We start from the raw sequence: 18,972 nt of genomic DNA, 5'->3' as shown, positions 1-18,972 counted from the left end.
GAGGGTCGGGGGACCGGCGTCGACCGCCGGCTCAGCGCGTACCGTCGGCGGCGAACCGCGCCACGTCGGAGACATTGGCCTTGGTGACGAAGGCCGGCCCCGTCAGGACGGGGGACACGCCGCCTCCGCTGATGTTGCCGTTCGTCCGGTACAGCCACAGCGCGTCCACGGCCAGATAGCCCTGGAGATACGGCTGTTGGTCCACGGCGAACTGCACGCCGCCGTCGCGGACCGCCCCGACCAGGTCCTTGTTGAGGTCGAAGGTGGCGACCTTCGCCTTGCTGCCCGCCTTCTTCGCCGCGTCGACCGAGGCGAGCGCGAACTGGGCGCCGTTGGCGATCACTTCGTCGATGCCGGGATCCTGCCGGAGCCGTGCCGTCACCGCCGCCGACACCGCGTCCATGTCGGTCCCGTCGACGTAGAGCATCTCGGTCTCGCCGGCGAACGTCTTCTTCACACCGGCGCAGCGGGCCTCCAGGGAGATGTTGCCGCGCTCGTGGATGACGCACAGGGCGTGCTTGGCACCGAGGCCGTCGAGCTTGTCGCCGACCGCGCGGCCCGCGACGGACTCGTCCTGGCCGAAGTACTCCAGCAGTCCCGTCGACTGCCACGCGTCGATACCGGAGTTGAGGCCGACGACGGGTATCCCGGCCGCCTTCGCCTCGGCCACCGGGCTCTTCATCGCCTGCGGCTTGGCCAGCGTCACCGCGATGCCGTCCACCTTGTCGCGGACCGCGTCCCGCACCAGTTGGACCTGACCGGCCGCGTCGGCGTCGCTCGCGTAGCTCAGCTCGACGTTGTCCTTGGCGGCCGCGGCCTGCGCGCCCTTGCGCACGAGCTGCCAGAAGGCGTCGCCCTCGGCGCCGTGGGTGACCAGCGCGACCTGCATCCGGGCGCCGGAGCCGCTCGACCCGTCCGGGCCGGAGGAGCCGTCGCCGGAGCAGCCGGCGAGGAACAGCGCGCAGCTGACCGCGAGGACGGTCAGGCGGACCGAACCGGTGGGGCCGGTGGGTCTTGGGGGCGGTGAGGCGGGGAGGGGACTGTTCATGGGGGGCTGCACCTCGCTGTGCGGCAGAGCATGGGGACGGGGCGTGCGCCGCCGAGACGCTATCGCTGGCTCGGAGCCAACCGTGTGTGACCGCTGGTAGTCAAGTAAACAACCACTTGGGGTGAGGTGCTGCTGCCGCATCGTGATGTGGGACGGGACCGGTGGGGGCGAAAGGGAGCATAGCCGCAGGTGGATTGAATGATCGTCCAAATTGCGGAGCGCTCCGCGTCACCGCGGGTCAGGGCTCGCCCGCCACCGCCCCGCACCGCGCGACGTCCCGGACGATACCGGTGCCGGCACCGTGCCGCCGTGACGGCCGGGCCCCGCGTGGGGCCGCCCCCCTACACTGAACCGGTTCACGCCCAGCCGAGGAGGTCGACCACCGTGGCGTTCGAGGATCCGGCGGCCGAGGTGCTCGCGCACGCGGCCGAGACCTTCGGGCTGCTCGCCTCCCCGGCCCGGCTGCACCTCGTGTGGGCGCTGGCCCACGGCGACAGCGACGTGACCGGGCTCGCCGAACGGGTCGGCGGCGCGCTGCCGGCCGTCAGCCAGCACCTGACCAAGCTCAAGCTGGCCGGCCTCGTCCGCTCCCGGCGCGAGGGCCGCCGCCAGGTCTACTTCGTCGACGACCCGGACGTCGTGGACGTCGTCCGCCTGGCCATGGACCGCCTCACCGACCGGAGGGACGCCTCCCACCGGTCCGACCACGCCGCCGGGGCCGCGCGCCCGGCCACCCGCCTCCATGGCCTCTGAGGCACCCGCCGACGGCACCCACCTCCAGGTGCTGCGCCGCCTGGAGAGCGGGCCGCGCGGGCTGACCGAGGCCGAGGCCGCCGCCCGGCTCGCCGCCGGCGGCGACAACACGCCGCCCGCCGCCCGCCCCGCGTCCTGGCCCCGGCTGCTGCTGCGCGGCACCCGGGACCCCTTCACCGCCGTCCTCCTCGTCCTCGGTCTGGTCTCCGCGCTCGTCGCGTCCTGGGGCACCGCCGCCGTGATCCTCGCGCTCGTCGCGGTCAGCGTGGCGCTCCGCGCGAGCGGTGAGCGCCGCGCCGACCGGTCCCTGGCCGGGCTGCGCGCCCTGGTCGCCGGCACGGCCACCGTGCTGCGCCGGCCGGCCGACGGGGAGCCGCCCCGCGCGCGTGAGGTGCCGGTCGCCGACCTCGTGCCGGGCGATGTGATCCGGCTCGGTCCCGGCGACCTCGTCCCGGCGGACGTACGACTGCTGCGCGCCCGCGGCCTCACCGTGCACCAGTCCGCGCTGACCGGCGAGTCCGCGCCGGTCGCGAAGTCGGCCGCGCAGAACCCGGATCCCGCCGCCGAGTCCCACCTCTGCTTCCAGGGCGCCGGCATCGCCTCCGGCAGCGCCACCGCCGTGGTCCTCGCCACCGGGGCGCGCACCCGGATCGCCGCCGCGCTCGACCGGCCCGGTCCGCGGGAGCCGAGCGCCTTCGACCGCTCCGTGCACGGCATCTCCTGGGTGCTGATCCGCTTCATGCTGCTCACCCCGCCGCTGGTGCTGATGGCGAACGCCGCCCTGCGCGGCCGTGGCCTTCAGACCCTGCCCTTCGCGGTCGCCGTGGCCGTCGGCCTCACGCCCGAGATGCTCCCGGTGATCGTCACCACCTGTCTGGCCCGGGGCGCGGCCCTGCTCGCCCGTACCCACGGCGTGATCGTCAAACGGCTGCCCGCCCTGCACGACCTCGGCGCGATCGACGTCCTCTGCGTCGACAAGACGGGCACCCTCACCCAGGACCGCCCCGTCGTCGACCGCTCCCTCGGCCCGGACGGCCAGGACGACCCCGGCGCCCTGCACTGGGCCGCCGTCAACGCCTGGTGGACCCTCCAGCTCGCCGAACTCCCCGAGCCGGACACCCTCGACGAGGCGCTCCTGGAGGCGGCCGAGCGGGCCGGGGCGGACGGCCCCGAGGCGTACGACGGAGTGGACGCCGTCCCCCACGACCCCGTCCGGCGCCTGGCCACCGTCGTGCTGCGCGGCCCGTGCCCCGGCACCCACACGCTGGTCGTCAAGGGCGCGGTGGAGGACGTCCTGGACCGGTGCTCCCTTGCGGAGGGGGAGCGGGACCGGCTGACCGCGCTCGCCCGCCGCGAGGCGGACGGCGGTCTCAGGCTCCTCGCCGTCGCCACCGCGCGGCGCCCCGCGCGCACCCGTCCCTACACCCCCGCCGACGAACGCGGCCTCACCTTCCGCGGCCTGGTCGCCTTCCGCGACACCCTCGCCCCGGAGGCCGCCGAGACCCTGCGCGGCCTGCTCGACCTGGGCGTCACGGTCCGCGTCCTGACCGGCGACCACCCGGGCACGGCCGCCCGCGTCTGCCGCGAGCTGGGGTGGGAGCCGGAGCGCGTGGTCACCGGGGCGGACCCCGGACCCGGCGCGGAACCGGCCGCCGCCAGCCGCGTCGTGCACGCCCGGTGCACCCCCGCCGACAAGGCAAGCGTGGTCGAGGAACTACGGGCGGCCGGGCACACCGTGGGGTTCCTCGGGGACGGGGTCAACGACGCCCCCGCCCTGCACGCCGCCGACGTCGGCATCGCGCCGCGCTCGGCCTGTGCCGTCGCCCGGGAGTGCGCCGACGTCGTCCTCGGCGAGAAGGACCTCGCGGCCGTCGGCCACGCCGTCACCGCGGGCCGGCACAGCAGCGGGAACATCGCCTCGTATCTGCGCGTCACCCTCTCCTCCAACCTCGGCAACGTCCTCGCGATGCTCACGGCGGGCCTGCTGCTGCCGTTCCTGCCGATGCTCCCGGCGCAGGTCCTCGTGCAGAACCTGTGCTTCGACGCCGCCCAGCTCGCCTTCGCGTACGACCGTCCCGGCGCCGCCGCGCTGCGCCGCCCCGCCGGGCTGCGGCCCCGCTCCTTCCTGCGCTTCCTCACCGGGTTCGGCGCGCTCAACGCGATCGCCGACCTCGCCACCTTCGGGGTGCTCGCCCTCGCCCTGCACGGCCCCGACGCCGTCGACGACGAGGCCGTCTTCCACTCCGCCTGGTTCACCGAGAACCTGCTCACCCAGGCCCTGGTGATGGTGCTGCTGCGCACCGGACGCGGCGGCGCGGGGACGGGCCCCGTCGGCCGGGCCGCCGCCCTGCTCGGCGCCGTCGGACTGCTGCTGCCGCCGAGCCCGCTGGGCGCCCGGCTCGGTATGACCGCGCTGCCGCCCGCGTACTACCTGCTGCTCACCGTCGTCCTCGGCCTGTACGCACCGGCCCTGCGCCGGGGCGCACGGGGGGCTCGGTGAGAGCGGCCTTCGGGTTGTACAGTTGCGCAACATAGCAACCATTGCTGACGGAGAGGTCTCGAGCATGCTGCGCAATGGACTGGAGCCCTGGCACCTGCTGGTCGTGGCGGTCGTCGTCGTCCTGGTGTTCGGCTCGAAGAAGCTCCCGGACACGGCGCGCGCGCTCGGCAAGTCGATGCGCATCCTCAAGAGCGAGGCCAGGGCGATGAAGGAGGACGGCGTCCAGGGCGGCACCGTCTCCGAGGCACAGGCCCCGGTCACGCCCGCTCCGGCCGACCCGTCCGCCATCGTGCACTGATCACCGTGCACTGAGAGAAGACGAAGAAGACAACCGGCGGGGCCGGGACCGTCCTGCTGTCGCAGGTCGGGTCCCGGCCCCGCCGGTGTGGTCGAACGACTGCCTCAGGCGGGCTCGCCCGGCAGTGCGGACGGCTGGAGCGCCTCGGCGGCCGCCCGGGCCGCCCTGCGCCGCTTGCGGCGGCTGACCCGCGGCTCCTGGTCGGGCAGCCAGCCGAACGTCATGCAACTGCCCGCGACGCCCAGCAGCAGGCCGACGAAGAAGCCGCCCAGGTTGGACGTGACCCAGGTGGCCAGCGAGAGCAGGACCGCGATCACGGAGTAGAACAGCCGCTGCGTCGGGTTGAAGACGATCAGCAGGCCGCAGACGAGCATGAGGGTCGGCAGGAGGTAACCCGCCAGGCCCTGCATACCGATGTGCAGGATGACCGGAAGTGGCGCCTTCATGGTCACCAGGATCTCGGCTCCGCCGAGCGTGAGCAGCGTCCCGCCCAGGAAGGGCCGACGCCCCCGCCAGGCACGGAAGGTGCTGCGCCACTGGCTCTCGCCGCTCACTTCGGGCAACCCCCGGTTCCGAACCGCATGTGCAGGTCGGGCAGCTTGAAGACGCCGGCGGTGGCCGCGTAGTTGTGCTGGTACAGGTTGTTGATGAGGACGGTGTCGGCCTGCTGGCCGTAGACGCCCTCGGGGCCCTTCACGCCACCCTTGTTGAAGGTGCTGGCGTCGCCGCCGATCTCGATCCCGTGGAACTCGGCGTCACCCTTGATGACGTCGGAGTCGATGGCCAGGTTCTCCACGTGCACCGGCGTGCGTCCGCCGCCGGCGGTGAGGATCAGCTGGATGCCGCCGAGGTCGACGCTCTGGCACATCTTGGTGAGGTCGCCGTCCTTGACGACCGAGGTGACGACCAGGACCTGGCCGCCGGTGTCGCCCTGGTTGGGGCTGTTCTCGATCATGCTGTCCAGTGCGCCGAACTGCTCGAATCCCTTTCCGTCGAGCTTGTCGGCGGTGACCACGAACGGCATGCCGGAGATGGCGAACTGCACTCCGAGGGCGCCCTCGGCGGTCAGGATCGCGAGACCGGCGGCGACCGCGGCGGCCGGCACCGCCATCACTGCGGCCCGGCGCGGCCGGACCCGGCCGCGTCTTCCGGAGGAACCGTTTTCCGGGTTCCCGGGGGTGATGTCGTCGGACGACGTGACGTCCGGGGACGAGGCCATGTCTGCTCCCATGCGCTTGAAGTGGTGCGGGTTGGGCTTCAGTGGCGCGTTGTCCTGGCGCGGACAGCGGCTGCCGCGCACGCCTCCTCGCAACTCCCGGAAGTCGTATGGGCTTTCACGTTACGCAGCAGTAGCCAACGAGGAAGTTACCGATGGTTACAGCAAGGGGTCAAGGGAGATGTGGAAAAAGAGTGTTCATCATGTGCCACCTGTGGATCAAGTTCGACACATGGTCCTTGCATATATCTGCCGGGCCATCAACTTGCTTACAACGTATTGACGTTGACGGAACGGCAGGTCTACAACTCTCCCTGGCTCAGCCCGTATCCGTGGCTCGGCCCGGATCCGTGGCGCCGGATCCGTCGCGCGGCGACCACCGCGTTCCCGGACCTTCCGTTCCCCGTGGGCGGATCCACCCGAGTCCGATCCCTCACCCGGCACCGGTGTACGGCCGCTTCCCCCCGCGGGCCGCGTCCGGTCGCCCCTCCCGCCCGGCCCGGCCGGAACCACCCTCCAGTGGCTCCGACCGGTCACCGGCCGGCTGCCGTTGCCGGTCCGTCGCGTACGGAGAAGGCGTCACGGGCCGGCAACGGCGGACGCCGAGTCGCGTCCCCCCACGTTGCGAACGGCACCCACGAACCAACCGACTCCCCCTAGCACCACCCCAGTTCAGAGAGAGGCACCCGCCAATGCGCATCCGCTCCCTTCTCGCCGTCGCCGGTACCGCCGTCGCGCTCACCCTCCCGGCCGTCACCCCGGCCTCCGCGGCCGGCGCGGTCCTGACCACCGCCAACGGCGATGTCGCGGTCGGCGACGTCCTCAACGCGTCCCTGGCCAGCGGCACCGCCGCCACGCTGTACAACAGCGCGACCGGCACCAGCGGCATCTCCTGTGCCACGTCCACCTTCACCGCCAAGGTCACCGACAACCCGGCCGCCCCGGGCACCGCCACCGAGTCGCTCACCGGCCAGACGTTCGGCGGCTGCACCTCGAACGTCCTCGGTGTCCTCGGCGTCACCAGCATCACCGTGAACAACCTGCCCTACACCACCACCGTCTCCTCGGCCGGTGTCGTCACGGTCACCCCGCCGAGCGGCTCGACCGTCCAGACCACGGTCGTCCTGCGCACCCTGCTGGGCACCGTCTCCTGCGTCTACCAGGCGCCCGGCCTGAACGGCACCGCGAGCAACACCGACAACAGCATCAACTTCAGCAACCAGGCGTTCACCCGGACCTCCGGCTCGACGCTGTGCCCCTCCGCCGGCTACTTCACCGCCAAGTACGCCCCGGTGACCGACGGGACCGACGCGGTCACCGTCAACTGACCCTCGTAACCGAGGACTTCAGCGCCTGCGTAGACGCAGCGCCAGGGCGACGCCACCGGTGAGCACCAGCACGGCGGTGGCGCCGCCCGCCAGCAGCGGCGCGGACGGACCCGAACCTGCCCCGGTGGCGGACGCCACCGGCGTGCTCACGGGTGCGTCCGCGCCCGCCTGTGCGGGCGCGGCGGCGGCCGGACCGGAGGAGCCGGCGGCCGCGGTCGACGCGGAGCCGGCCGGTGCGGCCGCCGAAGGTGTCGCCGAGGCCTTCGTCTCCTGCTTCGTCCCGTCCCCGGCGGAAGAACCGGAGCCGCCCGCGGTGCCGGACGCCGAGAACACCACGTCGGAGCACGAGTAGTACGTGTCGGGTGTGCTGCTGTTCTGCCAGATCGTGTACAGCACCTGACGCCCCGTCCGGTCGGCGGGCAGCTTCGCGCTGAACCGGTAGGCCCCCTGGCTCAGCGTCGGGTCCTTGATCTCGGCGAACGGGCGCTCGGGGAGATCGTCCCAGGTGAGCGGTTTCGCGGGGTCGTAGCCCTGCTTCGTCAGATAGAGCCGGAAGGTCCCGGTGTGCGGGATCGTCGAGGCGTACGTCATCCTCAGCGTCCCGCCCGGCGTCAGCCGCGTCGTCGGCCAGTCGGCGCGTGCGAGGTCCAGCCCCTTGTAGGCGGACAGCCCGCCGCTGCACAGCCTGCCGTCCGGAATCGTCTGCCGGTCACGGCCGTTGACGTTCGCCACCCGCAGGTTGTCCCAGGCGGCGAACGACGTCCCGTTGGCGGCGATCGCCGCCTTGCAGGCCGCGCTGGACGTCTGCGTGCCCTCCGGGGAGCAGCCGTAGACCCGGCTGGACGGCTGGGTGGGCGCGCCGTGGGCCAGGGCCGGGCCGGCGGCCCACAGGTTCAGCAGCAGGGGACTCAGGGCGGCCGCCGTCAGGGCGGCGCTGCGGTGTGCGGTCATCCGGGGCATCGGGGACGTCTCCTCGGCCGGCGCGGGAACGGTCTGTTCCCAGTACGGCGGGCCGGTCCCGTGCGTTCAGCCCGCGCCCGTGCGACCCGTGCGAATCGGGGCATTCGCCGTCCGGACCCCGTCGTCAAGGGTGGGTTTCCAGCCGGATCGAGGGTTTCCCCCGTATCCGGATGACCATTCCTTTGCCTATCGTTCCAGCACAGCTGAACCACAGGTAACCCCTGACGGCAGCAGCTTCCCGCGCCTGGCCGGCCATCGCGTTCCACCCCCCTCCGCTTCGACGCCGAAGCGATCGACCGTTGCTCCGCGCTGCCTCGCCCGGAGCCGGCCACGAAAGGCACGCCCTTGCGCACCACACCCGCTCTGCGGCGGAAGCTGATATCCGCCGCAGCCCTCTCCGCGGCCCTGCTCACCGCCGCCTCCACCGCCTCCGCGGTCGCCGCCCAGGACTCCGCCGCCACGGCCGCCGCGGCCTCCGCCGTACCCGTCGCGCAGACCGAGGCCGCCCCCGGCACGGTCGCCGAGCGTCTCATCGTCGGTTACAAGTCCGGTGCCGGCGAGGCCACGTCGAACGCGGCCGCGGAGGCCGACGCCGCCGCCAAGGGCGAGCAGGCGGGCGAGGACGTCGACTTCCGGCGCCGGCTGGGCACCGGCGCGGCCCTGGTCGACCTGGGCGAGGACGTCACCCGGGCGGACGTCGCCGACGTCGTCGCGCGCTACCAGGCGGACCCCCAGGTCGCCTATGTCGTCCCGGACCGTCTCAACACCCCGCAGGCCGAGCCGAACGACACCGAGTACGCCAAGCAGTGGGACCTCTACGAGACCACCGCCGGTATGAACGTCCCCGGTGCCTGGGCCACGTCGACCGGCAGCGGGGTCACCGTCGCCGTCATCGACACCGGTTACGTGGCCCACAGCGACCTCGCCGCGAACATCGTCGGCGGCTACGACTTCATCGCCGACACCGCCGTCTCGGTGGACGGCGACGGCCGCGACAGCAACCCGGCCGACCCGGGGGACTGGTACAACGCGAACGAGTGCGGCTCCGGCGTCCCGGCCTCCACCTCCTCCTGGCACGGCACCCATGTGGCCGGCACCATCGCCGCCGTCACGAACAACAACAAGGGTGTCGCGGGCATCGCCTACGGCGCGAAGATCTCCCCGGTCCGCGTCCTCGGCAAGTGCGGCGGCTACGACTCCGACATCATCGACGCCATCACCTGGGCGTCCGGCGGCACCGTCTCCGGCGTGCCCGCCAACACCAACGTCGCCAAGGTCATCAACATGAGCCTGGGCGGCGACGGCGCCTGCACCTCCGCCACCCAGAGCGCGATCACCGCGGCCGTGAACCGCGGCACCACGGTCGTCGTGGCGGCCGGCAACGACAACGACAACGTCGCGAACCACTCGCCGGGCAACTGCGCCAACGTCATCTCGGTCGCCGCCACCAACCGGGCCGGCGCCAAGGCGTCCTACTCCAACTACGGCTCCCTGGTGGACATCTCCGCCCCCGGCGGCCAGACCAGCACGGGCACCGCCAACGGCATCCTGTCCACGCTGAACTCCGGCAGCAAGACGCCGTCGACCGAGTCGTACGCCTACTACCAGGGCACCAGCATGGCCACCCCGCACATCGCGGGCCTGGTCGCGCTGGTGAAGTCGGCGAACCCCGCGCTGACCCCGGCGCAGATCGAGACCGCGATCAAGAACAACGCCCGTGCGCTGCCCGGCGCCTGCTCCGGCGGCTGCGGCGCGGGTCTGGCCGACGCGGCGAAGACGGTGGCCGCGGTGAGCGGCACCGGCGGCGGCTCGACCGGCGGCACCACGTTCTCCAGCAGCACCGCGGTCGCCATCCCGGACAACGGTGCGGCGATCACCTCCTCCATCGCGGTCAGCGGACTGAGCGGCAACGCGCCCTCGACCCTGAAGGTCGGCGTCGACATCACCCACACGTACCGCGGCGACCTGGTCGTCGACCTGGTGGCCCCGGACGGTTCGACGTACCGCCTGAAGGCCTCCAGTTCCTCGGACTCCGCCCACGACGTGAACACCACCTACACGGTCGACGCCTCCAGTGAGGCCGCGAACGGCACCTGGAAGCTGAAGGTCCAGGACGTGGCCGCGCAGGACACAGGCACCCTCAATGGCTGGAAGCTGACCTTCTGAGTCGACCGCGGGGCGGACCCCGCGTGACCTGAGACGGGCGGGCCGACCGGTGTGGATGGACACCGGCCGGCCCGCCGCACTGTTGTACCCGCCCTCAGGAGGCCGCCCGCTCCTCCAGCGAGGCCAGCACCCGCTCCCCGCGGTCGGCCCGGGTGTCCAGGCGCGGCAGCACCCCCGAGACCGCGATGCTCGGCAGGAGGTGCGCCCACATCACCGACAGCCGGTCGGCGAGGTCCGCGCGGCCGGTCAGCGCCCGCGACATCAGCTGGATGCCGGTGAAGGAGCCCACCAGCAGCTCCACGGTCTCCCGGGGCTTCACCGTCGGCAGCAACTCACCGCGCTCACGGGCCAGTTCGAACAGGTCGGTCAATCGCTCGGCCCACTGCCGGAACGGCTCGCCGTGATCGATCCCCGACGGCGTCTCCATGTCGACCGCCAGCCGCACACTGCCCCGCAACAGCGCGTTGGTCAGCAGCCGTTGACCCACCACGAAGGTCATGTCGACGATCTCCTGGAGCTTGCAGGCCTGCTGCGGCACCGCGCCGAACGGCACCTGCTCGTTGAGGACCGCGTGGGCGAGTGACTCCTTCGACGGGAAGTGGAAGTACAGGGCACCCTTGGTGACTTCGGCGCGCTCCAGGACCATGGAGATGGTGGTGGACATGTAGCCGTGCTCGTCGAAGACCGCTCCGGCCGCCTCCACGATCGCCCTGCGCGTCCGGATGGCGCGCTCCTGTTTCGCCATAAGAGCCCCTTCACGGCAGCGAGTTGGGCAAGAACGCGCGATCGCCCGCGGTCCGCCCCGATCATAGGATGCCGTCGACTGATCTCATTGAAAACAAACCGGTCGCCTCGTACTCTAGCGCTTACCGGAGCGGACGGTTCGCCGTCTGCCATGGCCTTCGGGGGACCGTAGGGAGAGACATGACTCGACCGCGGCGGCTTGCCGACGCTCCGTCCCTGACCACCACTGTGCCGCGCCAGCTCGTGCACCGCGCGGCCCTGTCCGAGACTCTGCTCACCGGTTGGCGGCGCACCGGCGAGGACCGGTTCTCGGTCTCCGCCCAGTGGCCACGGTCCCATGGGTTACACGTGTCGCCCGACTGGTCCGCTTATGACCCCCTGCTCGTCGTCGAAACGGTCCGGCAGGCCGGCACGCTCATCGCGCACACCGAGTACGGCGTTCCCCTGGATCACCAGTTCGTCATGCAGGAGTTCCATGTCGACGCGGCGACCGAGAAGTTGACGGTGGACCTGCTGCCGGCCGAACCGGAGCTGGAGCTGCTCTTCGCCGACGTCCAGTACCGCGGGCGGCGGCTGGCCGGAGCCCGGTACACCGCGCGGGTGCTGCGCGAGGGCGAGCCGGTCGCCGCGGCGGACGTCGCCTTCACCGTCGTCGCGGGGTCCGTCTACCGCCGGCTGCGCGGCGGGCGCACCCCCGAGTCGGTGACCGCGGCCCCGCCGCCGGCCGGTCTCGACCCGGTCGCCGTGGACCGCGCGTTGCCCGCCGACGTGGTCCTCGCCCCGGCCGACGGGCCCGATCGCTGGCAGTTGAGAGTAAATACCGCACACCCCGTTTTCTTCGACCATCCGCTCGACCACGTTCCCGGCATGCTCCTCCTGGAGGCCGCCCGTCAGGTCGCCCGGCTGCTGGGAATCGACGGACAGTCACCCATTCTCTATCACGCGTCCTTCCATCGCTACGCCGAACTGGACGAACCCGTGTGGATCGAGGCAAAGGGAGGTCGTGGAACCGATGTCCAAGTCCTCGGAACACAAGGGGAGTCGGCGATCTTCACGTGCATGGTGGGTACCGCCGTACGGTGAGCTATTGTGTACGGGGGGTAAGAAACAAACGGCATGACCCGTTCTTTACCGGCCCAGGAGAGTCCAGTCGATGGCGAGGCAGTTACGCGCCGAACAGACCCGCGCGACGATCATCACGGCCGCTGCCGATCTGTTCGACCGGCACGGCTACGAATCGACGAGCCTCAGTGAGATCGTCGAGCACGCACGTGTCACCAAGGGAGCGCTCTACTTCCATTTCGCGGCCAAGGAGGATCTCGCCCACGCCATCATGGAGTTGCAGTCCCAGGCCTCTCGCCGGGTGGCCGGCGAGATCGACGACCGGGGCTATCCGGCACTCGAAGCGCTGATGCGCCTCACGTTCGGCCTCGCGCGGCTTTCGGTCGAGGGCCCGATCGCCCGCGCGGGGCTCCGGCTCGCCACCGGAGGAGTGCCGGTCAAGCCGCCCCTGCGGCATCCGTTCGTGGAGTGGCTGGAGCTGATGAGCCGTCGGCTCGTGGGCGCGGTGAAGGAGTCCGACATCCATCCGGACGTCGACATCGACGCCGTGGCCCACTCCCTGGTCTGCTTCTTCGTGGGCACCCGGGTGGTGGGCCGCTCCCGCGAACCGGCGGCCCGGCTGCCGCGCCGGATGGCCGAGATGTGGTATGTCCTCATCCGCGGCCTGGTGCCGGTTCCCCGCCGCCCGCGCTACCTCAGCCTCGCGGCGCGACTGGAGCGGGAGATCATGGCCGGCTGAGGGGCCCAGGTCGAGGGCTGAGGTGCGTGGGGCGTGCGGTGTGCGGTGTGCGGCCTCGGCTGAGGAAGCCGCGGCGCGCGACGGGTGAGCGGCCCGGCGGTGACCCACCGCGCCGGGTGGGACGACGACCGGGTGCGCCGGCCCGGCCGCTACGGTGAGCCGTATGCCCGACACCCCCACCCCGCCCCCCGGCACCTCCACCCCGCCGTCCGGCACCCCGGTCCCACCGCCCGTGATCCTCGGTGACGAGTCCGGTTCCTTCCCCCACGCCGTCCTCGCCGAGCGGCACCCGGCGATCATCCGGCAGGTGCGGGACGCCTTTCCCTACGACCCCGCCGTGCACCGGGCCCTGGACGCCCTGCTGGAGAGCTGTCTGAAGGGCGTCGTCGAGCCGCTCCCCGCCGACGCGCACGACGCCGGCCGCTGGCGGGAGTGGGGCCTCGACACGTACACGGGCCGGTCCTGGTTCGAGGTGCCGTGGCTGTGGTCGGAGAGCTACTTCTACCGACGGCTCCTCGACGCGGTCGGCTACTTCGGCCGCGGCGTCTGGCGGGGCATCGACCCGTTCCAGCCCTTCAAGCGCGCCGAACTCGACGCACCGGAGACGGGTGAGGAACTGGCCGCGCTCGACGCCCTGCGGACCCGCCCGGCCGCCGAACGCGCCCGCGCCCTGCTCCACGGCTCCCTCTGGGGCAACCGCGCCGACCTCGGCTTCCGCCTCTCCGACGCCGACGCCGAGACACGGGACGCCGCACCGGGACTCGTCGCCGACGACGGCGAGGCCCTGTGGGCGCTCCTCCCGGCCGGCCGGAGGAACCCCGGCACGGTCTGTCTGATCGCCGACAACGCGGGCCGCGAACTGGTCCCCGATCTGCTCCTCGCCGCCCACCTCCTCGAACAGGGCCGGGCGGGCCGGGTCGTGCTGCACGTCAAGCCGTACCCGTACTACGTCTCCGACGCCACGCCCGCCGATGTCGTCGACGCGCTCCGCACGCTCACGACCGCCCCGGGCGAGGCCGCCGCCTACGGCCGCCGGCTGTGGGCCGCGGCGGCGGACGGCACCCTCGCCGTCCGCGCCCACCCCTTCGCCGCGGCCCCGCTGCCGTACGCCGAACTGCCGCCCGATCTGCGTGCGGAGTTCGCCGCGGCCGACCTGACGATCGTCAAGGGCGACCTCAACTACCGCCGCCTGGTGGGTGACCGCCGCTGGCCCGCCACCACCCCCTTCGCCGGCACCGTCGCGTACTTCCCCGGCCCGGTCGCCGCCCTGCGCACCCTCAAGTCCGAGGTGATCACCGGGCTGACCGGGGCGACGGAGTCCGCTCTGGACGCGGCGGAGGGCGGGAGCTGGCGCACCGCGGGAACCCACGCCCTGATCCAGGTCAGGGGCTGACCGGGGAGCGGGGCGGACCTTCCCGATTCGCAAGCCCGGCCGCCCCGTTCACGCGATGGTGTGATCATGTGCCGCCGCACGGATGGGTGTCGGGGGCCCCGGGTAGGGCCCCGGCCATGAAGCAGCCGTTCGAACTCCCGCACTTCTACCTGCCGCACCCCGCGCGGCTGAACCCGCACGTCGAGGAGGCGCGTGCCCACTCGACCCGCTGGGCGCGCGACATGGGCATGCTGGAGGGGTCCGGGGTCTGGGAGCAGGCCGACCTGGAGGCGCACGACTACGGCCTGCTCTGCGCCTACACCCACCCCGACTGCGACGGCCCGGCGCTGTCGTTGATCACGGACTGGTACGTGTGGGTGTTCTTCTTCGACGACCACTTCCTCGACATGTTCAAGCGCACCCCCGACCGCGCCGCCGGCAAGGCCCATCTGGACCGGCTCCCGCTGTTCATGCCGCTGGACCCGGCGGCGGACGTGCCCGAGCCGCGCAACCCGGTCGAGGCGGGTCTGAAGGACCTGTGGGCGCGCACCGTGCCGGCCATGTCGCAGGACTGGCGGCGCCGTTTCGCCGTGGCCACGGAACACCTCCTCAACGAGTCGATGTGGGAGCTGTCCAACATCGACGGGGGGCGGATCGCCAACCCCGTCGAGTACATCGAGATGCGCCGCAAGGTGGGCGGCGCCCCGTGGTCGGCGGGACTCGTGGAGTACGCCACCGCCGAGGTGCCCGCCTCCGTCGCCGGAACGCGGCCGCTGCGGGTGCTGATGGAGACGTTCTCCGACGCCGTGCACCTGCGCAACGACCTGTTCTCCTACCAGCGCGAGGTCGAGGACGAGGGGGAGAACAGCAACGGCGTGCTGGTCCTGGAGACCTTCTTCGGCTGCACCACCCAGGAGGCCGCCGACACCGTCAACGACATCCTCACCTCCCGCCTCCACCAGTTCGAGCACACCGCGTTCACCGAAGTGCCCGCGCTCGCCCTGGAGAAGGGCCTGCGCCCCGACGAGGTCGCCGCCGTCGCCGCGTACACCAAGGGCCTCCAGGACTGGCAGTCCGGCGGCCACGAGTGGCATCTGCGCTCCAGCCGGTACATGAACCAGGGCGCCGTCTCCACGGCCCCCTGGCAGCGGCTGACGGGCCCGGGCACCGCCGCCGCCGACGTCGTGGCGCTCCTCGCCTCGGCCGCCGCGGAGCGTTTGCGGGCCTACGCGCACGTGCCGTTCCAGAAGGTCGGGCCTTCGCTGCTGCCCGACTTCCTCATGCCCTACCAGGTCGAGCTCAGCCCCCACCTGGCCGCGGCCCGGCCCCGTCTGAAGGCGTGGATGCGCGGGACGGGCATGCTGTCCGAGGGCGTCTGGGACGAGGACAAGCTCGACGCCTACGACCTCCCGCTGTGCTCGGCCGGTCTCGATCCGGACGCCACCCCCGAGGCCCTCGACCTCAGCGCCGGATGGCTCGCCTGGGGCACCTACGGCGACGACTACTACCCCCTGGTCTTCGGCCGCCGCCACGACCTGGCCGCCGCCCGCCTCACCACCGCCCGCCTCTCGGCCTGTATGCCCGTCGAGGACGGGCAGGTGCCCGTCGTGCCCGTCAACGGCATGGAGCGCGGCCTGATCGACCTCTGGGCCCGCACCACCGCGGGCCTCACCCCCGACGAGCGGCGTCCGCTGCGCGCCGCCGTCGACACGATGACCGAGAGCTGGCTGTGGGAGCTGTCCAACCAGCTCCAGAACCGCGTCCCCGACCCGGTCGACTACCTGGAGATGCGCCGCGCCACCTTCGGCTCCGACCTCACCCTGAGCATGTGCCGCAGGGGCCGGGGCCCCGCCGTCCCGCCGGAGATCTACCGCACCGGCCCCGTGCGGGCCCTGGAGAACGCCGCCATCGACTACGGCTGCCTCACCAACGACGTGTTCTCGTACCAGAAGGAGATCGAGTACGAGGGCGAGATGCACAACGCGATCCTCGTCGTGCAGAACTTCTTCGGCTGCGACTACCCGGCCGCGCTCGGCATCGTCCATGACCTGATGACCCAGCGGATGCGGCAGTTCCAGCACCTCGCCGCCCACGAACTGCCCGTCCTGTACGACGACTTCCAGCTGTCCGCCGAGGCCCGCGCCGCGCTGGAGGGCTATGTGGCCGACCTGCGGAACTGGATGGCGGGCGTCCTGCACTGGCACCGAGAGGTCGACCGCTACAAGCCGGACTTCCTGGCCCGGCGCTCGCACGGCTTCGTCCCCGACCGCGTGCCCGCGGCCCCCGTCGCCCACCTGACGGGTCAGACGGGCTGACGCTCCGCCCGGGCGGCGTGCCCGATCGCGGCTCGCGCCAGCGCCCGCACGACCGGGTGCGGGCGCGAGCCGTCGCCGGACAGCTCCGGCTGGAACAGGGAGGCCAGGAAGAAGGGATGGCCCGGGAGTTCGGCGATCCTGACGTGCCCGTCCTCGTCGTGGCCCGAGAAGCGCAGCCCGTGGGCGCGCAGGGCGTCGAGGTGGCGGGAGGGGCCGTAGGCGCAGAAGTAGCGCTCGACCGTGCGCTCCGAGCCGATCACGGACTCGGCGAGGGAGCCCGGCTCGATCGTGACGACACCCTCGTGGCCGACGAGCGAACAGGCCAGCGGCGTGATGAGGAAGTCCTTGGCGTCGGGGTCGTTCTCGGCGTGTGCCACGTGGGCCAGTCCACACACGTTCCGCGCGAACTCCAGCAGGGCGTGCTGGAACCCGCCGCAGGTGCCGAGGAAGGGGATGCCCGTCTCGCGCGCGGTGCGGATCGCGGCCAGCACGCCCGCCTCGCTGCGGTACGGGCTGCCCGGCAGCACCCACACCGCGTCGAAGCCGCGTACCGCGTCGGGCGCCTCCGCGTCCTCGGACGAGATCCAGTAGGCGTCCAGGACCAGCCGGTCCCGGGCGGCGAGGGCGTCCAGCAGAAGAGGGACGCGGGTGTGCGAGACGACATGGGGGGAGCGGTCGCCGACCAGGGCGACCTTGGCGATCCGAGCTGCGGTTTCCGTCATGTCCCTCATCGTGGGCGCGGCACCCCGTTCACGTCCAACGATGATTTCCGGTCTCCCCATAAGCAGTCCTGATGAGAGGGGGGGACACTGGCCCGTATGGACCCGCACCTCCTGCGCACCTACGTCACCGTCGCCCGCCGCGCCTCCTTCTCCGAGGCCGCCCGGGAACTCGGCTACACCCAGTCGGCCGTCTCCCAGCACATCGCGGCCCTGGAACAGGACCTCGGCGCGGCGCTGCTCACCCGCCGTCCCGTCACCCCCACGGCGGCCGGTGAACGGCTCCTGGAGCACGCGGGCCCGCTGCTGCTGCGGCTGGAGGCGGCCCGCGCGGACGTCGTACGGATCGCCGCCGCGCCCGCGCACGGACTGACCCTCGCCACCTCGCCGACCGCCCTGGTCCCGGCCGCCCTCGCCGCGCTCCCGGCCGCCGGGGTGACCCTGCGCGTCCTCGCCCGCGACGAGGTGCCGGCCGCCGTCGCCGCCGGTACCGCCGACCTCGGCCTCGTGGACGGCCTGGCCGCGCCCAGCGACCCGCTCCGGCTGCCCGACGTGGCGCCGCTGACCACGTACGGCGTGGCCGAGGAACCCGTGTGCGTCCTGCTGCCCACCGCCCACCCGCTGGCCCGGCGCACCGGCCTGCGCCTCGGCGACCTCGCCGACGCCCGCTGGCTGGACGCCCCCGACACGGCCCTGCCGCTGTCCCACCTGCGCGCCGCGCACGGCGGCCGTGGCTTCCGGGCCGCCCTGCGCTACGACGGCACCGACGTCCGACTGCTGACCGCGCTGGCCGCCGCCGGCCACGGCCTCGCGCTGCTGCCCCGCTCGGCGGCCACCGCGGTGCCCGGGGCGGTCGCGGTGCCGCTCACCGAGCCCCGGGTCGTCCACCGGACCGAACTCGTCCACGCGGGCGCGCCGTCGGGCGCGGCGGGGGCGCTGGCGGAGGCGCTGTCCGCGCGGAAGGCGCCGGTGCCGTAGGGGCCGCCGTACCGCTGTCGGCGCCGCGTCAGTCTCACTCGTTCGTGGCAGGTCGTCGGCGGGCGTGCCGGGTAGGGCACCAGCCGGAGGCGATCCATGGAACAGACCGCGTGGGAACAGACCGCGTTGCGCCCCAAGCCCCTGCCCGGCCGGGAACCCGGGGGCGGCGCCGAGCGGGGCGGCCGGGCCCGCCGCCCGCGCCCCGGCCGCCGCGGGGGCCGGGTGACGGGCGCCCTGCCCGGCCGGCTCGCCGGAGCGGCGCTGCTGCTCTGCGGCGTCGGCCTCGGCACGGCCGGGGCGGCCGTGATCGGGACGGGCGGGCTCGCGGAGCTGCCCCGGGAGACGGTACGGGGCCTCGTCGGCCGCGCGAATCCCGAGGCCGCCGAACCCGCCACGCCGACCCTGCGGGCCGCCCGCGCCACGCTGGGCCTGGAGGCCGTGGACGCCGGGCGGCCGGGTGCCCGGATCGTCGCCGTCCACGCGCCCGGCCCGGGGTGGACCGCCGGGCTGGAGCGCGGTGACGTCGTGCTGGCGTTCGACGGGACGCGGATCGACTCGGCGGCCGATCTGGCGCGCGCGGTCGAGGAGGCCCGCCCCGGTCGCCGGGTGGCGCTGACCGTCCGGCACGAAGACGGCGCGAACCGGAAGGTGAGGGTGACGCCCGGTGTGGTCGTGTGAGGTCGCACGGCCCGGAAGTGGCCGGTGAGCCGGTGCCGCTCGTCCAGGACGGGGAGGGCGAGCCCGACGGGAGCCCCGCCCGGGACCGGCCGGCCG

Annotated in this window: 17 protein-coding genes; 11 read left to right on the top strand and 6 right to left on the bottom strand. The window is 72.9% G+C overall.

All coding sequences use genetic code 11. The features are described 5' to 3' along the window. Positions 1-31 precede the first annotated feature (31 nt). Positions 32-1,048, bottom strand: coding sequence for a substrate-binding domain-containing protein (locus AQJ58_RS08280; protein ID WP_067246744.1), 1,017 nt, complete (start codon positions 1,046-1,048; stop codon positions 32-34). A gap of 384 nt (positions 1,049-1,432) precedes the next feature. On the opposite strand from AQJ58_RS08280, the gene AQJ58_RS08275 reads away from it, so the two are divergent. The 3 genes from AQJ58_RS08275 (at position 1,433) to tatA (ending at position 4,599) form a co-directional block, all read left to right on the top strand. Beyond that, positions 1,433-1,801, top strand: coding sequence for an ArsR/SmtB family transcription factor (locus AQJ58_RS08275; RefSeq protein ID WP_067246741.1), 369 nt, complete (start codon positions 1,433-1,435; stop codon positions 1,799-1,801). Next, on the top strand, positions 1,791-4,301 hold the full coding sequence (gene mgtA / locus AQJ58_RS08270; RefSeq protein ID WP_067246738.1) for a magnesium-translocating P-type ATPase: 2,511 nt from the start codon (positions 1,791-1,793) through the stop codon (positions 4,299-4,301). The genes AQJ58_RS08275 and mgtA overlap by 11 nt, the downstream gene beginning before the upstream one ends. Positions 4,302-4,365: 64 nt before the next feature. After that, positions 4,366-4,599 (top strand): Sec-independent protein translocase subunit TatA, encoded by a 234-nt coding sequence (tatA, locus tag AQJ58_RS08265; protein WP_067246735.1) that lies wholly within the window; start codon positions 4,366-4,368, stop codon positions 4,597-4,599. Between the two features lie 104 nt (positions 4,600-4,703). On the opposite strand, the gene AQJ58_RS08260 is transcribed toward tatA, so the two are convergent. Together AQJ58_RS08260 and AQJ58_RS08255 are read right to left on the bottom strand one after the other, a co-directional pair. Continuing rightward, positions 4,704-5,153, bottom strand: a complete 450-nt coding sequence (locus AQJ58_RS08260) for a DUF6114 domain-containing protein (RefSeq protein WP_199844545.1) — start codon at positions 5,151-5,153, stop codon at positions 4,704-4,706. Further along, positions 5,150-5,818, bottom strand: a complete 669-nt coding sequence (locus tag AQJ58_RS08255; protein WP_067247721.1) for a DUF6230 family protein — start codon at positions 5,816-5,818, stop codon at positions 5,150-5,152. The genes AQJ58_RS08260 and AQJ58_RS08255 overlap by 4 nt, the downstream gene beginning before the upstream one ends. A gap of 689 nt (positions 5,819-6,507) precedes the next feature. Here AQJ58_RS08255 and AQJ58_RS08250 point away from each other — a divergent pair. Then, the gene (locus tag AQJ58_RS08250) at positions 6,508-7,143 is read left to right on the top strand and encodes a Tat pathway signal sequence domain protein (protein WP_067246730.1); all 636 of its coding nucleotides are present in this window, start codon (positions 6,508-6,510) and stop codon (positions 7,141-7,143) included. 18 nt (positions 7,144-7,161) lie between these two features. Here AQJ58_RS08250 and AQJ58_RS08245 read toward each other — a convergent pair whose 3' ends face one another. Continuing rightward, entirely contained in the window at positions 7,162-8,103 is a 942-nt protein-coding gene (locus tag AQJ58_RS08245; protein ID WP_067246728.1) for a lytic polysaccharide monooxygenase, read from the bottom strand. A gap of 345 nt (positions 8,104-8,448) precedes the next feature. Here AQJ58_RS08245 and AQJ58_RS08240 point away from each other — a divergent pair, with 345 nt between their 5' ends. Then, positions 8,449-10,269, top strand: a complete 1,821-nt coding sequence (locus tag AQJ58_RS08240; RefSeq protein WP_067246726.1) for a S8 family peptidase — start codon at positions 8,449-8,451, stop codon at positions 10,267-10,269. Between the two features lie 94 nt (positions 10,270-10,363). Here AQJ58_RS08240 and AQJ58_RS08235 read toward each other — a convergent pair whose 3' ends face one another. Continuing rightward, positions 10,364-11,014, bottom strand: a complete 651-nt coding sequence (locus tag AQJ58_RS08235; RefSeq protein ID WP_067246723.1) for a ScbR family autoregulator-binding transcription factor — start codon at positions 11,012-11,014, stop codon at positions 10,364-10,366. Between the two features lie 179 nt (positions 11,015-11,193). On the opposite strand from AQJ58_RS08235, the gene AQJ58_RS08230 reads away from it, so the two are divergent. From AQJ58_RS08230 to cyc2, 4 genes are all read left to right on the top strand, one after another. Beyond that, on the top strand, positions 11,194-12,096 hold the full coding sequence (locus AQJ58_RS08230; RefSeq protein ID WP_067246720.1) for a ScbA/BarX family gamma-butyrolactone biosynthesis protein: 903 nt from the start codon (positions 11,194-11,196) through the stop codon (positions 12,094-12,096). Between the two features lie 70 nt (positions 12,097-12,166). Next, the gene (locus tag AQJ58_RS08225; protein ID WP_067246717.1) at positions 12,167-12,814 is read left to right on the top strand and encodes a ScbR family autoregulator-binding transcription factor; all 648 of its coding nucleotides are present in this window, start codon (positions 12,167-12,169) and stop codon (positions 12,812-12,814) included. Between the two features lie 163 nt (positions 12,815-12,977). Beyond that, entirely contained in the window at positions 12,978-14,207 is a 1,230-nt protein-coding gene (locus AQJ58_RS08220; RefSeq protein ID WP_079078766.1) for a damage-control phosphatase ARMT1 family protein, read from the top strand. A gap of 116 nt (positions 14,208-14,323) precedes the next feature. Next, positions 14,324-16,501 (top strand): germacradienol/geosmin synthase Cyc2, encoded by a 2,178-nt coding sequence (cyc2, locus tag AQJ58_RS08215; RefSeq protein WP_067246715.1) that lies wholly within the window; start codon positions 14,324-14,326, stop codon positions 16,499-16,501. On the opposite strand, the gene AQJ58_RS08210 is transcribed toward cyc2, so the two are convergent. Beyond that, positions 16,489-17,223 carry a CTP synthase C-terminal region-related (seleno)protein gene (locus AQJ58_RS08210; protein ID WP_067246713.1) on the bottom strand — a complete coding sequence of 245 codons (735 nt, stop codon included), beginning with the start codon at positions 17,221-17,223 and terminating at the stop codon, positions 16,489-16,491. The genes cyc2 and AQJ58_RS08210 overlap by 13 nt on opposite strands. Before the next feature lie 96 nt (positions 17,224-17,319). Between AQJ58_RS08210 and AQJ58_RS08205 the strand changes: the two genes are divergently transcribed. Continuing rightward, positions 17,320-18,198, top strand: a complete 879-nt coding sequence (locus AQJ58_RS08205; RefSeq protein WP_067246711.1) for a LysR family transcriptional regulator — start codon at positions 17,320-17,322, stop codon at positions 18,196-18,198. A 96-nt stretch (positions 18,199-18,294) separates the two neighbouring features. After that, complete coding sequence (locus AQJ58_RS08200) at positions 18,295-18,876, top strand: PDZ domain-containing protein (RefSeq protein ID WP_067246707.1); 582 nt, start codon at positions 18,295-18,297, stop codon at positions 18,874-18,876. The last annotated feature ends 96 nt before the right edge of the window (positions 18,877-18,972 follow it).

Source organism: Streptomyces sp. DSM 15324, from assembly GCF_001514285.1.
Classification (GTDB): domain Bacteria; phylum Actinomycetota; class Actinomycetes; order Streptomycetales; family Streptomycetaceae; genus Streptomyces.
The sequence above is the reverse complement of the archived record's forward strand: the minus strand, read 5'-3'. Positions and strand labels throughout refer to the sequence as shown.